Source organism: Agrobacterium tumefaciens (assembly GCF_005221385.1).
Taxonomy (GTDB): Bacteria; Pseudomonadota; Alphaproteobacteria; order Rhizobiales; family Rhizobiaceae; genus Agrobacterium; species Agrobacterium tomkonis.
Map to the genome: position 1 here is coordinate 1,245,671 of NZ_CP039904.1, position 13,708 is coordinate 1,259,378.

The window sequence follows — 13,708 nt, forward strand, 5'->3', positions numbered from 1 at the left end:
AAAAAGGAGATCGAACATGTGGTATTTCGCCTGGCTGCTCGGCCTGCCTCTCGCTGCCATCTTCGCCGTCATGAATGCCATGTGGTATGAGCTGATGGAAGAAAATGCCAAAAAGGCTGAGGCGAACCTGGAAAAATAACGCTTCTGCATGAGACATAAAAGGGCGGCATCCGGTCTGGATGCCGCCCTCTCGTAAAACAGCCGCGCCTGCCGCGCAGCTTTAGTGGATCGCGATGCCGCGTTTGTCCGCTTCTTCCTTGATGATGTCTTCGACGATTGCTCTCTTGAGATTTGGATTTCCCAGGAGATAGTCGTCGGCGATTTCGAAAATCGACTTCGGGTTGTCGCTCCCATGCAGGGTGTCGAGGTCCTGGCCGATCTGCTCTCGCAGGCTGGAATAGTCGTCCATTGCGGCTCTCCCGTTTACCGGTTCAATCCAAAAGGTCGGCCGGCACCTTGCCGCCGTTTTCGGAGAGTTTCTTGATGACGGCCTTGTGCAGCCAGATATTCATCGTTGCAGAATCCGAGGTGTCGCCGGTGTAACCCAGTTCACCCGCCAGTTCTTTTCTGGCGCTGAGGCTGCTATCCAGATCAAGGGCTTTCAGCAGATCGACGATCGAGTGTTTCCAGTCGAGCTTCTGTCCGTTCTTTTTCACTGCCGCATCCAGAATGGAGGCGACGTCGACACTGCCGGTGGATGCTGGAGCGCTGGCTGTGGGTGCCGGCGAAGCAGGCTGGGCGGGTGCTGCCGGGCTTGCGGCAGTCGTTGGCGTGCCGGCCGGGGCCGAAGTCTGCGGTGCGGCCTCGGCCTTGCCGAAAATCGCATTTTTGATCTTGTCGAAAAAGCTCATGCTTGTGCTCCCTTATCGGCGAAATGCACGCCCGACGGCGATGAGAATGCAGGCGCCGATGAAACCGGCGATGAGATAGCCAATCCAGCCTCCGAGCGAGACGCCAATGAGCCCCAGAAGGAAATTGGCGACGATGGCGCCGACAATGCCGAGAATAATGTTCATGAAAACACCCATATTGCTTTTCATGAACTGTTCGGCGAGCCACCCGGCTACGCCGCCGATGATGATTGCTGCAATCCAGCCAACTTGTGCGTCTTCCATAATAAGCCTTTCCTTTGTAAGAGAGGTCCGCAGGCATATGGACAGGCTTTTGCGCGCACTGATCCCCCCGCCTTGAATGACCCCAGGCGGGGTAACAACGCAGATGCGGACATTTGGTTCCGTGCGGCGCGCCCCGTTGGCCCTATTCTTTAGCCCCGGCTTTGAAAATCCAGTCCGATATCCAGAACCGGTGCGCTGTGGGTCAGCCAGCCGACGGAGATGAGATCGATGCCGCTCGCAGCAATGGTTGCCGCCGTCTGCGGGTTGATACGGCCGGAGGCTTCGGTGATGGCGCGCCCGGCGACGATCGCGACGGCCTCGCGCAATTGTTCCGGCGTCATGTTGTCGAGAAGAACCACATCGACACCTTCGTCCATCACTTCGCGCAATTGAGCGAGCGTATCGACCTCCACCTCGATCTTGACGAGATGGCCCACACCCTGTTTGGCACTCCGGATGGCGGCACGCACGCCGCCCGCCACGGCAATGTGGTTGTCCTTGATGAGGACGGCATCATAAAGCGCGAAACGGTGATTCATGCCGCCGCCGGCGCGCACGGCGTATTTTTCCAGCGCCCTGAGGCCGGGCGTCGTCTTGCGGGTGCAGGCGACCGAGGCCTTGGTACCGGAGATAGCCGCGGCGATTTTTGCGGTAACGGAGGCGATGCCGGACAGGTGGCCGAGAAAATTCAGCGCCGTGCGCTCCGCCGTCAGAAGCCCGCGGGAAGGGCCTTCGATCGTCGCGATGATATTGCCGGGCACCACGGTCGCTCCATCCTCAACGTGCCGTGTCATTATGATCGCCGGGTCCACAAGCTGGAAGGCAAGCTCCGCCGCATCGAGACCGGCGATGACGCCCGGTTCGCGTGCCGCCATGACGACGACTGAGCGATGATCGACGGGAATGACGGCGGCGGAGGTTATGTCGCCTGCAAGCCCCAGATCTTCCAGGAGGGCATTGCGCACGAGCGGTTCGATGATGAGACGAGGCAGGGGGGCAAGGGTCATGTCAGGCGCTCCGCGCAATGCTGGAAGAGGAAAAGCTGGATGAAGAGAGGTCGTGGCCAGTGGCGATCACTTCGGCCAGGCTCAGCCTGCGCCTTGTGGCTACCGCGTCCTTTCCGGGAAAATCGTCGCGGAAATGCGCGCCCCGCGATTCCGTGCGCAGGGCCGCGAAGACGGCGATGGCGAGGCCGACGAGGGAAGGATCGGATGCCGGGCCTTCCTGTTCGGCAAGTGGCAACAAATCCCGGATCGCTTCGAGCAGGCCTGCCGCATGTCTCACAATGCCGAGATGGCGGGAAACGATGGGCCGGACGGCAGCGAGATCGGCGGCCACACAGTCGGGAGCTGTGCGTGGCGCAACAGCTGCCGGCCCTGCCGTACGTGCCTGTCGACCGGCAATATCCTGTGCTGCGCGCATGCCCATGGCGGCTGCTTCCAGCAGGGAATTGCTGGCGAGCCGGTTGGCGCCATGCAGGCCCGTGCAGGCGGTTTCACCCGCAACCCACAGGCCCGGCACCGAGCTTTGGCCTCTGCCATCCGTGGCGACGCCGCCCATATGGTAATGCACGGCGGGACGCACGGGCACAAGCTCGCGGGCGGGGTCTATGCCGGCCTCGCGGCAGAGCAGGTCAATCGAGGGAAAACGGGCGGAGAAGCCGGAACCGAGCGCCTTGCGGGCATCGAGAAAGACCGTGCCGCCGCGCAGGATTTCCCGATCGATGGCGCGGGCGACGATATCGCGTGACGCAAGCTCGGCACCCGGCACTGCCGCCATGAAACGCTCGCCGTTTTCATTGAGCAGAAGCGCGCCTTCGCCCCGCACCGCCTCGCTGACCAGCGCCAGCGGTCGTCTGGGCGAGGAAAGCGCCGTTGGGTGGAACTGGACGAATTCCATATCGGCAAGGATGGCGCCGGCGCGCGCGGCGAGCATGACGCCTTGTCCGAAATTGCCGGAGGGATTGGTCGTTGCCTCGTAAAGCCCCCCAAGGCCACCGGTCGCAAGAATGACCTGCGTGGCCGGCAGAGTGAAACTGCCTTTCGGGCCGATGCAGGCAAGACCGGCAATGACGCCCTCTGCCGTCAACAGGCGGCGCACTTCCGTGCCTTCCAGAACCGTGATTGATGGTGTGCGAAGGACTGCGGTTGCGAGCGCCCTGACAATGGCCGCGCCCGAACCGTCGCCTTCCGCATGCAGGATGCGCCGTCGGCCATGGGCAGCCTCCAGCCCGAAGACGAGCCTTCCCTCAGCATCGCGGTCGAAGCGCACGCCGGCCCGTTCCAGCGCCTCGATGACGGCGGGTGCGGCGGAAACGATCTCCTCGGTCATAGCCGCGTCGCAGAGCCCGTCGCCTGCGGCGAGCGTGTCGGCAAGATGCAGTGCGGCGCTATCGTTCGGGCCGAGACTTGCGGCAATACCGCCCTGTGCCCAGGCGCTGGAGGTTTCTCCGCCGAGCACACCGCGTGTCAGAAGCAGCACGGGCTGCGGCGCAAGCGTCAGAGCCGCCATCAAGCCCGCAATGCCGCTGCCGACAATGACTGTCCAGTCCTGCTGCGACGGAAGGCGTTCGCTCATACCTCCAGCATCCTCTCCACGGCGCGGCGGGCGGCAACCGCGATAGCCGGGTCGACTGTCACCTCATGGCGGTTTTCCTCCAGTGCCGTGCGAATATTGCCAAGCGTGATGCGCTTCATATGTGGGCAAAGATTGCAGGGGCGGATGAATTCGACATCGGGGTGATGCACGGCGACATTGTCGCTCATCGAGCATTCCGTCAGAAGCACCACTTGGGCAGGCCGCTCCCGGCCGACATAATCCGACATGACGGCAGTGGAGCCCGAAAAATCCGCTGCTTCCACGACGTCCGGCGGACATTCCGGATGTGCCAGAACGGTGACGCCGGGATGGCTTTCTCTCAATTCCCTGATGTCATCGGCGGTGAAAAGCTCGTGCACCTCACAATGGCCACGCCAGGCGATCAGCTCGACATTGGTTTCCCGCGCCACGTTCTTCGCCAGATATTCATCCGGCAACATCAGCACACGTGGCACGCCGAGCGATTCCACCACCTGGCGGGCATTGCCGGAGGTGCAGCAAATGTCGGACGCCGCCTTCACCGCCGCGGATGTGTTTACATAGGTTACGACCGGAACACCCGGATAAGCCTTGCGCAAAAGCGCAATATCCTCGGGCGTGATGGAGTCTGCCAGCGAGCAGCCGGCGGCCATATCCGGAATAAGCACGGTTTTTCCCGGATTGAGCAGCTTTGCGGTCTCGGCCATGAAATGCACGCCGGCAAGAACGATCACATCCGCTTCCACCTCCATCGCCTTGCGCGCAAGGGCGAGGCTGTCGCCGACGATATCGGCGACGCCGTGGAAGATTTCCGGTGTCTGGTAGTTATGGGCGAGGATGACGGCGTTGCGTTTGCGCTTCAGCTCAAGGATCGCATCCACATCGTCCTGAAAGCCCATCCATTCCGCCTTGGGAATGACGCGGCTGACCCGATCATAAAGGCTTGCGGCAGAAATCTGTTCGTTCACGGCGCTCTCCCATTTATACTCTTTTTGAGTATATCTATGGCAAAGAGATATTCTCATTGTGAGCATATGTCAATTGCGGGAGAGTGGCAGTTTCGTTCCGGAAAGGGCGCGTTCGTCGAGAACGGTTTGGCGGAAACGGAAAAGCTTTGCCGGGCGGCCACCGGTTTCGCTTGTCATGTCGCCGGTCTCTTCCACCAGTTGCTGCTGTTCGATCAGCCGACGGAAATTCTGCTTGTGCAGGGTCAGCCCTGCCAGCGCCTCTATCGCGCGCTGCAATTGCAGCAGGGTGAAGGCATCGGCCATCAGCTCGAAAACCACGGGGCGATATTTGATCTTGGCCCTCAGGCGAGCGATGCCGGTGGCGAGAATGCGGCGGTGATCGGCGAACATCGGCCTGCCGAAATTGATCCGGGGCTCGCTCTGAGCTTCCTCGACAAGGCCTGCCTCATACAGCAACTCGTAGCGCTGCAAGGTCAGTTCCTCGTTCCAGCCGCCGCCATCGAGCCCGAAGGTGAAATCGGCCCGCAAATGACGCTGGCTTTTGCAGGCAAGATCGGAATCCGCCCAGGCCCGCAACCTGTCGATGATGGTATCCAGAACTGCGGGGCGACCCTGCCGATGGTCCTCCCAAGGGAAATATTCATACCAGCCGTGCCAGAGCGCACGTCCGTTGCCGGATGATTCCTGCTCGCGAACCAGCCCCAGATAACCGATGGAGATGGTTCTTCCGCCGGGAATATCGTTGTTACGGTCGCGATCCGCGAAGGTGTAAAGCTGCTCGAGATAACCGACCGGATGATGGGTCTGCTCGTGGATCCACTCCCGCAGCCCGCTTTGCAGCGTCCTGTGCCCAAATTCGAATGGGCCTGAGGGAAGTGCCGCGCCCGCCCGGACGGTCATCACCCGCGGTTCGTCCGCCGTAATGGCGGTGACGACGGCAATGAGTTCAGCATGGGCAAGCCCGATGGTCACGGCGACTCCTGTCTTGGTTTGCGGTATCAACCTTCTTTGGCACAGGAAGGCTGGTTCGCCAACAAGGGGCAGACGGCAAAGTGCTTTCTATATCTGCATTAAGTCTAAAGTAGCATATAATCAAACAAATGGATAAAATCTTGTGATTAGTCATGCATTTTTTGTTATGTTATAAAAAAGTTATAAGCATCTATATAGTGTAGAAAGCCGATGTTAGAAGATATATCTCTGGAAGAGACGCTGATTGGTTATTATACGTGGAACATAGGCCAGAATCTGGTTTATCTGGATGCGGTGGCTTCGCGTCTGCGCGATTTCTCCTTTGAAGAGGCTTCTCACGGCATCCCGGTGGAAGCGTTCATTGCGCAGGTGGAGGGTAGTTCCCGCGCCCGTGTGGCAAGGGCGGTCCATAATTCGCTGACAAGCGGTGACTTTTATGATCAGGAGTATCGGATCGGGCTAAAGGACGGCGGCTTTCGCTGGCTGAGAACGACGGGCAGGGTGATCCACGACCGCGAGGGTGTTCCAATCATGGCAATGGGCACGGTTCGCGACGTTACCGCGCGCAAGGTCCTGTTGATGTAATGCTGCGTCTCTCCTACTCTGGAGCGGGATAGGGTCATATTTTATCGCTTTTGATGTTTTGGTGACATGGTTCGGCAGATCGCAATTTTGCTGTTTCAGATCATGCTGGTGATAGGGTTCGGCGTTGCCGGCATGCGCATCGCCTCGTTCCTCAATGGCGAAGATGGATATGAGATTGCCGGCCTTGCGGCGAACACGGAGATGCTGTGGACGACCTCCCCGGTGAAGGTCGATACCCGTCACCAGAATTACGAACGCATCCCCACTCCGTCCGATCCCTATCCGTTGAAAATACATGCGGACCAGCGTCTGCGCGTGGTCGCCAGCAATCGCTTCACTTTCAAGGGTCAGGAATTCCGCCTTGCCGGTGTAGAGAACGTCGACCGTAACCGCGTCTGTGCCGGTGCTGACGGCCGCCGCTATGCCTGCGGCCTGAACGCCTTCAAGGCATTGGAGAACCGGCTGCGCGGCAAATATCTCGAATGCCGGGTAGCGGAAGAGGGTGGGGCTATCCTGATCGTTGAATGCAGGATCAAAGGGCAGGATGTCCGGGCGCTATTGCAGGAGACGCTGGCAACTGGCCGATAAGATCGGAAATGCCCGTCAGCGCGTGATTTATCGTGTCTGGGAAGATTTGGTGGAGCTAAGCGGGATCGAACCGCTGACCTCTTGCATGCCATGCAAGCGCTCTCCCAGCTGAGCTATAGCCCCATAAGGGTTCCGGCATTTCGTCCGGTTCCGGGAACCGAAGCGGCTGTTGTTCCGTTCGGTGGCGGCTTACTACTTCGGCTAATCGAAGAGTGCAAGCACAAAAAACAGCCCGGCTTCATTTTTTTGTCGCCGGGCTGGTTTATCCAATAAGATCAAGCTTCTTCGTCGTCGCCCGTAACGCCGATAATGCCGGACATGTCGTCATCGTCGTCGTCTTCGTCGGCTTCAAGGAAGGTGTCGTCGTCGTCGCCGATTTCCACGTCGTCTTCGTCGTCGCCCATATCCGGAATCTCGTCGCCGCTGTTGTCGCCATCGGCATCTTCCAGCGATACGAGTTCGACTTCCGTGTTTTCGGTATCGACTTCCGCTACTTCCTCTTCCTCAGCCTGCTCGAGCTTTGCCTGTGCCGTGCTTTCCTCGAAGAAGGAGAGCGGCCATGACTTGCCGGTATAGGGAGAAACGACCGGATTGCGGTTCAGATCGTAGAACTTCTTGCCGGTATCGGGGTCTGTGCGCTTGGTACCAAGGTCCGCTTTTGCCACTGTCTAAGCCTCAAATTGTCGAATGAGTTTCGGTGTGTACGCCGTAAAACCGGCATAGACTGTAAAATTTCTAGCCGGTCCCCTTAATCGTTGCGGTCTTTCGTGTCAAAGACAAACTTCGGGCGTTGCCCTTGCAACGCACCTTATATGCCGGGCTGCTGATGAAGATTGGAAGCTGCCGCACGCTATATTATATGAATGACGCACACACAGGCAGAGAGCTTCATGACATTCACGATCGCCATAGACGGGCCGGCTGCGGCCGGCAAAGGAACTTTGTCGCGCAGGATCGCGGAAATCTATGGGTTCCATCATCTCGATACCGGCTTGACCTATAGGGCCACCGCCAAGGCCCTTCTCGATGCGGGCCTGCCGCTCGATGATGAGGCCGTGGCTGAAAAGGTGGCGCTGGAGCTCGACCTTGCCGGCCTCGATCGCTCGGTGCTTTCCCGGCACGATATCGGCGAAGCGGCGTCGAAAATTGCGGTGATGACGCGGGTGAGGCGCGCACTCGTCAAGGCGCAGCAGCGTTTTGCGGCAAGGGAGCCGGGCACGGTGCTGGATGGCCGAGACATCGGAACGGTTGTCTGCCCGGACGCGCCGGTGAAGCTTTACGTTACCGCGTCGGCGGATGTGCGGGCGCGACGCCGCTATGACGAAATTCTGGCCAATGGCGGAGAGGCCGATTACGACGCCATCTTCGCCGAGGTGAGGCAACGCGACGAGCGCGACATGGGCCGCGCCGACAGCCCGTTGAAACCGGCTGAAGACGCGCACTTGCTAGATACGTCGGAAATGAGTATAGAGGCGGCGTTTCAGGCCGCGCGGGCGATCATCGACGCCGCCCTGAGGAAATAGGTTTTTCGCGGAACCGCTTCATTTCGGTCCGCGTTTAGTCCGGAATTGCCTGAAGACATGTCCTTGCGCCGGAAAGCCTTTTAAAAAGGCGGGCATGGGTTCGGGTATCAACAACACTAGCCCACCGGCGCTTTTGTATTCGCCCTTGCGCGGATGCAACCAGGAGATTTCATGTCAGTATCTACCCCCACGCGCGAAGATTTCGCAGCGCTTCTCGAAGAATCCTTTGCCTCCAACGATCTTGCCGAAGGCTATGTTGCCAAGGGTATCGTCACGGCAATCGAGAAGGACGTTGCCATCGTCGACGTCGGCCTCAAGGTTGAAGGCCGCGTACCGTTGAAGGAATTCGGCGCGAAGTCCAAGGACGGCACGCTGAAGGTCGGCGACGAAGTCGAAGTTTACGTCGAGCGCATCGAAAACGCCCTCGGCGAAGCCGTTCTGTCGCGCGAGAAGGCTCGCCGCGAAGAAAGCTGGGTCAAGCTCGAAGCCAAGTTCGAAGCTGGCGAGCGCGTCGAAGGCGTTATCTTCAACCAGGTCAAAGGTGGTTTCACCGTCGATCTGGACGGCGCTGTTGCCTTCCTTCCGCGTTCGCAGGTCGACATCCGTCCGATCCGCGACGTTACCCCGCTGATGCACAACCCGCAGCCCTTCGAAATCCTCAAGATGGACAAGCGTCGCGGCAACATCGTTGTTTCGCGCCGTACGGTTCTCGAAGAGTCGCGTGCCGAGCAGCGTTCTGAAATCGTTCAGAACCTCGAAGAAGGCCAGGTTGTTGACGGCGTCGTCAAGAACATCACCGATTACGGTGCGTTCGTTGACCTCGGCGGCATCGACGGCCTGCTGCACGTCACCGACATGGCATGGCGCCGCGTCAACCATCCTTCGGAAATCCTCAACATTGGCCAGCAGGTCAAGGTTCAGATCATCCGCATCAACCAGGAAACCCACCGTATCTCGCTCGGCATGAAGCAGCTCGAGTCCGATCCGTGGGATGGCATCTCCGCCAAGTACCCGGTTGGCAAGAAGATCTCCGGTACGGTCACGAACATCACCGACTATGGTGCATTCGTCGAGCTGGAGCCTGGCATCGAAGGCCTGATCCACATTTCCGAAATGTCCTGGACCAAGAAGAACGTACATCCCGGCAAGATCCTGTCCACGAGCCAGGAAGTCGACGTTGTCGTTCTCGAAGTCGATCCGTCCAAGCGCCGTATCTCGCTCGGCCTCAAGCAGACGCTGGAAAACCCGTGGCAGGCATTTGCCTACAGCCATCCGGCCGGCACTGAAGTTGAGGGCGAAGTCAAGAACAAGACTGAATTCGGTCTGTTCATCGGCCTCGAAGGCGATGTCGACGGCATGGTTCACCTGTCGGATCTCGACTGGAACCGTCCGGGCGAACAGGTCATCGAAGAGTTCAACAAGGGTGACGTCGTGAAGGCTGTCGTTCTTGACGTTGACGTCGAGAAGGAACGCATCTCGCTCGGCATCAAGCAGCTTGGCAAGGATGCTGTCGGCGAAGCCGCATCGTCCGGCGACCTGCGCAAGAACGCAGTCGTTTCGTGCGAAGTCATCGCCGTCAACGACGGTGGCGTGGAAGTGAAGCTCGTCAACCACGAAGACCTCACCTCCTTCATCCGCCGCAACGACCTCGCACGCGATCGCGACGATCAGCGTCCGGAGCGTTTCTCGGTTGGCCAGGTTTTCGACGCCCGCGTCGTCAACTTCTCCAAGAAGGATCGCAAGGTCATGCTTTCGATCAAGGCTCTGGAAATTGCTGAAGAGAAGGAAGCCGTCGCACAGTTCGGTTCTTCCGACTCGGGCGCTTCGCTCGGCGACATCCTCGGCGCGGCTCTGAAGAACCGCGGCGAATAATCGCTCTGATCTTTTGAAATAAAGAACCCGCCGGAATTTTCCGGCGGGTTTTTTGTTGGCGCAGATTCCGCGTCATCGGAGACGGGCGGGTAACTTGAAATTCAGAGCACGCCGCTCATTCTGAGATAATAATTTTCGGCGCTGTCGTCGTAAGCTGCTTCCGGTGGGCTTTCCTGTTCGCCGGTCTCGTCATTGGCGGCCACCCGTTCTTCCGTCTCGTCCGGGGCTTCGGCGTTTTCGCCCTCAGCCTCGCCTTCCGCTTCATCTTCAGAAAACGGGCCGCCACCGCGTGGCGGTGTTTCCGATTCATAATCCTCTTCCGCCGGCGGATAGGCGACCAGCGGCAGCGGTGTGCCGTCTTTTGCGAGGGCCGCGGCGATCAGCGATTGTGAGGCCGATTGTTCGAGCATCGCCATCCTCGTTTCCGGATCGAGTGCTGCGCGCGGGAGGGGCTGGGCCTCCGGACGGTTGGCAATCGTCTCCGCCTCCTCGCCGGAGGGATGGGCGAGTGGGGTTGGCATCGCGGTCTTTTCGGCCGGCTGATTCTCAAGCTGCTGCGGCGCGGTGCCGGGTGGTAGGGCAGGCGGTTGCGCGCCGGGCGCGGCTCTGGCAGGGAGTTTTCCGGCAAGGGCAGCGAGCAGCAGGTTTTCCATGGTCTTGGCATCGCCCGCAGGCTGGCCTGAAGACGGGGCCAGGGGCGTGCGCATTTCCTTCTGCTCTGCCCTCACCATATCCCGATGCGGCAGTACCGGGCGCATCTCGCCATTTTCAGCCCGCGGCGAACGCGCCGGGCGTGCTTCTGCCGTTGTTTCCGTGGTCACGTTGCCTGCGGGTGATTGAAGCGGACGTCCCGCCCCTTCCGCTTTTCCCTCCGGTTTTGAGGCTGCCGGCGCAGATTCGGGCATGTCTGTTGCCGGTACGGGAAGGCTCGTCCGCAGATCCGGTTGCCCTATCTGCGCCGCGATGGTGTTTTTTACCGCTGCGCCACCAAGGGCGGGCGGACTGATGGGCAAAGGCAGAAGTCGGGCAGCCGTTGCCGCGTTGGCCGGTTGCGCTGCCGCCGCCGCATTCTGGTGGTTTCCGGAATTCGGGCTTTGAGGGTTCTGTGGTCTTGGCTGTGTGGGTGCCGAACTGGCGGGATTATTCTGCTGATAAGAGGAAACCACCGCTTTCGCCGCCAGATCCATTCCCTTGTAACGGGAAAGCTCGATCAGCAGGGCGAGACGGGCCGCTTCCGGGCCGGTGGGCTGTTTCAGAATTTCGGCCAGCATTGAAAGGCTCAAGCCCTGCAGGGCCTTGCTGACCTGCTGTTCCAGCGCCAGGCGCTGCGCGGGGGGCATGGCGCGCAGCGCATCCGTCAGGCGCACCACATAAGTCTCGATGGCTTCACCGTCGCGCCGTGGCAGGTTCATCAATTTACCGAGCGTTTCCGCCAGTACGGCGGTGCTGCGGGAAAGTTGAAATTCACTGGTCAGCGAGGCGACCGCTGCTTTGGCAAAAATACTGCTGCCATTGTCGGGAGCAGGATTGGTCACCTGCGGGATCACGGCTTCTTTCGGCTGCCCGCGGGTCGCCGGCGGAACTGTCGTTCCATAGGCGGCATCGGCTGCCGAAATTTTCGGTACAGGCGGTAACATGGGTGCGCTCCGTTCCTATCGATTACCGCCGCTGGCTTGCGAAAGGGCCAATCCCCACTGGCTCTCTGGTTCGCATCTGGCCCGTCTGTTGAAAGATTGCCGCGCCGGTGATGTACAGGTGTCATCTCGCCCGCTCATGCGGGAGCGCCCGTATATGCCGCTGGCGCGAATGCCAGCTCTCTTCGGCACACACAGAATCATCAAGTCGAAGCTTGCCGCGCAGATATTAATATTTGGCTAACCATAAATTGTGCCGGACGGCCTCGTTCAGGGCGAAACGCCGATGAACATGCGGTAAAGCCCGTTATCGTCGGAATTGACCGAGGAAATGTGGTCGGGTTCGCTGACGGGCACTTCCATGGCCTCCGGCGGCATGGCATCGAGCCAGCTCGCCTTGGGAAAACTTCTCTCGGGTCGAATTTCCACGGGATCGATGGTGTCATCATCCTCGCCGGGCGCGAGGAAGTTTGCGTTGTCAGGGGCGAGTGGCGGCGCAGCTATCGAGAGCAATGCCTGGGCGGTATTCGGTTCGGCATCGAGACCGGCGCTGCCGGATAGGCCGGAAATATCGGACATGTCTGAACTCACATCATGTTTCGCTCAAATACGGTCGCAAGCGGCAATCATGCCGCCTTTTTCTTCAGCAGTTCATAAAGGCCATTGTCGTCGATCGAGATCGGCAAAATGGTGTTGCGGGCGTCATCGACAATCGCCATCGCATCCAGCAATGCTTCCGCATCGGCCGGTGTAGTGGTCGCGTCTGTTTTGGCCTTGTCCGCCTCGGCAGGCGCGTTATCGTTTTCAGCCGGGGCAGCTTCTTCGTCCGGCGTGGCCGCAAGCACCGAAATCAGGGCGATTTCCGATGAAATATCGACCGGACCTTGCTCCTCCGTGCCATCCGTTTTTTCACCGGCGGCAGCGTCGGTGTGTTCCTTCACGACGTCCTGAAGTTCCTGAACATCCTCCAGTTTGCCCTGTGCATCACGGCTCTGGATATCCTGTTCCCGCTCGGCCTTCACTTCGGCATCGTTGACTTCGCCGATGCGATCTTCGCCGCGCTCGGCCTGTAATTCTTCCTTGGTTTTCGGGTCGGCGATATCTTCCAGGCGCTGGATGACCTTCAGGGTCTCGCGTGTCATGAAGCGTGTGCCCTGCGCCTGCTCGTTCAGGGCATCCTTCACGGCGCGCGCCGCGTCGCCGAAGGGATTGGCGATGGCGGCGATCATCTGCTGCGCTGAAACGCCGAGTTCCTTCAAACCGGTGGATTCTTCCAGATCATCGACACTTTTCGGCAAGGTCGCGCGCATCGCCATGATGGCATCCGACATCTGCACACCGAAATCTTCTTCCTTGCCCGTCAGGCCAGCGGTTTGTGCAATGCGGGCGGCAAGGGCCGCCATGGGGTCGGTCTTGGCGTTGGCGCCGTTGTTCAGCACGTCCACGACCTGCGCTTCAGAAACGCCAAAGGATTTCAGGGAAATTGTCGTGGCTTTTCCCTGCGCATCGGCCTTCTCGAAGCTGCCTGTCAGGGTCAGCGCGTCCTGAAGCCTTCGCGCAAACGAGAAGCTCGATTCGTCATTTTCCTGGGTGACGCCAAGGGCTGAGGAGAAGCGGGAGACGAGCGACGCAAAGGCATCCGGGTCCGGTTTCATGATGCCGAACAGATAGGCGCTTATCTTTTCATTGGCGACACGCTGGCTTTGGTCCGGCTGCGGCTGGGTCTTGACCGCCTCATCCTTTTTGGTGCCGTTCGCCTTTTCCTGCTCTTCGCGCTGGCGTTCCTCGATAGTCTCGACCATCGACCGCATGAGGTCGCTGACGGCTATGCTGGCTGTCTGCTGCAGCGGAGTAATCATCTGAAAAATCCCGGC

General features: G+C 59.7%; 16 protein-coding genes and 1 tRNA gene. 5 read left to right on the forward strand and 12 right to left on the reverse strand.

What is annotated here, in order from left to right:
- The first annotated feature begins 16 nt into the window (after nucleotides 1-16).
- A complete protein-coding gene (gene cydX / locus CFBP6623_RS20925) occupies nucleotides 17-139 on the forward strand; it encodes a cytochrome bd-I oxidase subunit CydX (protein ID WP_046801704.1) in 123 nt (40 codons plus the stop codon).
- An 81-nt stretch (nucleotides 140-220) separates the two neighbouring features.
- Here cydX and CFBP6623_RS20930 read toward each other — a convergent pair whose 3' ends face one another.
- The 7 genes from CFBP6623_RS20930 to CFBP6623_RS20960 form a co-directional block, all read right to left on the reverse strand.
- A complete protein-coding gene (locus tag CFBP6623_RS20930; RefSeq protein ID WP_046801705.1) occupies nucleotides 221-409 on the reverse strand; it encodes a hypothetical protein in 189 nt (62 codons plus the stop codon).
- Nucleotides 410-431: 22 nt separating this feature from the next.
- Nucleotides 432-851 (reverse strand): DUF3597 domain-containing protein, encoded by a 420-nt coding sequence (locus tag CFBP6623_RS20935; protein ID WP_046801706.1) that lies wholly within the window; start codon nucleotides 849-851, stop codon nucleotides 432-434.
- Nucleotides 852-863: 12 nt separating this feature from the next.
- Nucleotides 864-1,115, reverse strand: a complete 252-nt coding sequence (locus CFBP6623_RS20940) for a GlsB/YeaQ/YmgE family stress response membrane protein (RefSeq protein ID WP_046801707.1) — start codon at nucleotides 1,113-1,115, stop codon at nucleotides 864-866.
- 149 nt (nucleotides 1,116-1,264) lie between these two features.
- Nucleotides 1,265-2,122, reverse strand: a complete 858-nt coding sequence (gene nadC, locus CFBP6623_RS20945) for a carboxylating nicotinate-nucleotide diphosphorylase (protein WP_046801708.1) — start codon at nucleotides 2,120-2,122, stop codon at nucleotides 1,265-1,267.
- Between the two features lies 1 nt (nucleotide 2,123).
- Complete coding sequence (locus CFBP6623_RS20950; RefSeq protein ID WP_046801709.1) at nucleotides 2,124-3,692, reverse strand: L-aspartate oxidase; 1,569 nt, start codon at nucleotides 3,690-3,692, stop codon at nucleotides 2,124-2,126.
- Nucleotides 3,689-4,660, reverse strand: a complete 972-nt coding sequence (gene nadA / locus CFBP6623_RS20955; RefSeq protein ID WP_062654442.1) for a quinolinate synthase NadA — start codon at nucleotides 4,658-4,660, stop codon at nucleotides 3,689-3,691. Before nadA ends, CFBP6623_RS20950 begins: the two co-directional genes overlap by 4 nt.
- Before the next feature lie 69 nt (nucleotides 4,661-4,729).
- On the reverse strand, nucleotides 4,730-5,632 hold the full coding sequence (locus CFBP6623_RS20960; protein ID WP_046801737.1) for an NUDIX hydrolase: 903 nt from the start codon (nucleotides 5,630-5,632) through the stop codon (nucleotides 4,730-4,732).
- A 210-nt stretch (nucleotides 5,633-5,842) separates the two neighbouring features.
- Here CFBP6623_RS20960 and CFBP6623_RS20965 point away from each other — a divergent pair, with 210 nt between their 5' ends.
- The gene (locus CFBP6623_RS20965) at nucleotides 5,843-6,217 is read left to right on the forward strand and encodes a PAS domain-containing protein (protein ID WP_080842890.1); all 375 of its coding nucleotides are present in this window, start codon (nucleotides 5,843-5,845) and stop codon (nucleotides 6,215-6,217) included.
- A gap of 66 nt (nucleotides 6,218-6,283) precedes the next feature.
- The gene (locus tag CFBP6623_RS20970) at nucleotides 6,284-6,805 is read left to right on the forward strand and encodes a hypothetical protein (protein WP_046801712.1); all 522 of its coding nucleotides are present in this window, start codon (nucleotides 6,284-6,286) and stop codon (nucleotides 6,803-6,805) included.
- A 47-nt stretch (nucleotides 6,806-6,852) separates the two neighbouring features.
- Here CFBP6623_RS20970 and CFBP6623_RS20975 read toward each other — a convergent pair.
- Together CFBP6623_RS20975 and CFBP6623_RS20980 are read right to left on the reverse strand one after the other, a co-directional pair.
- Nucleotides 6,853-6,928: transfer RNA gene (locus CFBP6623_RS20975), tRNA-Ala, on the reverse strand.
- 152 nt (nucleotides 6,929-7,080) lie between these two features.
- The gene (locus CFBP6623_RS20980) at nucleotides 7,081-7,470 is read right to left on the reverse strand and encodes a TIGR02300 family protein (protein WP_046801713.1); all 390 of its coding nucleotides are present in this window, start codon (nucleotides 7,468-7,470) and stop codon (nucleotides 7,081-7,083) included.
- A 198-nt stretch (nucleotides 7,471-7,668) separates the two neighbouring features.
- Here CFBP6623_RS20980 and cmk point away from each other — a divergent pair, with 198 nt between their 5' ends.
- Together cmk and rpsA are read left to right on the forward strand one after the other, a co-directional pair.
- Nucleotides 7,669-8,328 carry a (d)CMP kinase gene (gene cmk / locus CFBP6623_RS20985; RefSeq protein ID WP_167379188.1) on the forward strand — a complete coding sequence of 220 codons (660 nt, stop codon included), beginning with the start codon at nucleotides 7,669-7,671 and terminating at the stop codon, nucleotides 8,326-8,328.
- A gap of 171 nt (nucleotides 8,329-8,499) precedes the next feature.
- The gene (gene rpsA / locus CFBP6623_RS20990; RefSeq protein WP_046801715.1) at nucleotides 8,500-10,200 is read left to right on the forward strand and encodes a 30S ribosomal protein S1; all 1,701 of its coding nucleotides are present in this window, start codon (nucleotides 8,500-8,502) and stop codon (nucleotides 10,198-10,200) included.
- 101 nt (nucleotides 10,201-10,301) lie between these two features.
- Here the strand turns inward: rpsA and CFBP6623_RS20995 are convergent, their stop codons facing one another.
- From CFBP6623_RS20995 to CFBP6623_RS21005, 3 genes are all read right to left on the reverse strand, one after another.
- Complete coding sequence (locus CFBP6623_RS20995; RefSeq protein WP_062654443.1) at nucleotides 10,302-11,837, reverse strand: hypothetical protein; 1,536 nt, start codon at nucleotides 11,835-11,837, stop codon at nucleotides 10,302-10,304.
- Between the two features lie 267 nt (nucleotides 11,838-12,104).
- Nucleotides 12,105-12,413 carry a hypothetical protein gene (locus CFBP6623_RS21000; RefSeq protein ID WP_046801717.1) on the reverse strand — a complete coding sequence of 103 codons (309 nt, stop codon included), beginning with the start codon at nucleotides 12,411-12,413 and terminating at the stop codon, nucleotides 12,105-12,107.
- A gap of 47 nt (nucleotides 12,414-12,460) precedes the next feature.
- Complete coding sequence (locus tag CFBP6623_RS21005) at nucleotides 12,461-13,693, reverse strand: hypothetical protein (protein ID WP_046801738.1); 1,233 nt, start codon at nucleotides 13,691-13,693, stop codon at nucleotides 12,461-12,463.
- Between the last annotated feature and the right edge of the window lie 15 nt (nucleotides 13,694-13,708).

Coding starts and splice junctions, on each gene's coding strand:
- cydX (WP_046801704.1), top strand. CDS start 17: ATGTGGTATTTCGCCTGGCTGCTCGGCCTGCCTCTCGCTGCCATCTTC.
- CFBP6623_RS20940 (WP_046801707.1), bottom strand. CDS start 1,115: ATGGAAGACGCACAAGTTGGCTGGATTGCAGCAATCATCATCGGCGGC.
- CFBP6623_RS20965 (WP_080842890.1), top strand. CDS start 5,843: ATGTTAGAAGATATATCTCTGGAAGAGACGCTGATTGGTTATTATACG.
- CFBP6623_RS20995 (WP_062654443.1), bottom strand. CDS start 11,837: ATGTTACCGCCTGTACCGAAAATTTCGGCAGCCGATGCCGCCTATGGA.
- nadC (WP_046801708.1), bottom strand. CDS start 2,122: ATGACCCTTGCCCCCCTGCCTCGTCTCATCATCGAACCGCTCGTGCGC.
- cmk (WP_167379188.1), top strand. CDS start 7,669: ATGACGCACACACAGGCAGAGAGCTTCATGACATTCACGATCGCCATA.
- CFBP6623_RS20935 (WP_046801706.1), bottom strand. CDS start 851: ATGAGCTTTTTCGACAAGATCAAAAATGCGATTTTCGGCAAGGCCGAG.
- CFBP6623_RS20930 (WP_046801705.1), bottom strand. CDS start 409: ATGGACGACTATTCCAGCCTGCGAGAGCAGATCGGCCAGGACCTCGAC.
- CFBP6623_RS20970 (WP_046801712.1), top strand. CDS start 6,284: ATGGTTCGGCAGATCGCAATTTTGCTGTTTCAGATCATGCTGGTGATA.
- CFBP6623_RS21005 (WP_046801738.1), bottom strand. CDS start 13,693: ATGATTACTCCGCTGCAGCAGACAGCCAGCATAGCCGTCAGCGACCTC.
- CFBP6623_RS21000 (WP_046801717.1), bottom strand. CDS start 12,413: ATGTCCGATATTTCCGGCCTATCCGGCAGCGCCGGTCTCGATGCCGAA.
- CFBP6623_RS20950 (WP_046801709.1), bottom strand. CDS start 3,692: ATGAGCGAACGCCTTCCGTCGCAGCAGGACTGGACAGTCATTGTCGGC.
- rpsA (WP_046801715.1), top strand. CDS start 8,500: ATGTCAGTATCTACCCCCACGCGCGAAGATTTCGCAGCGCTTCTCGAA.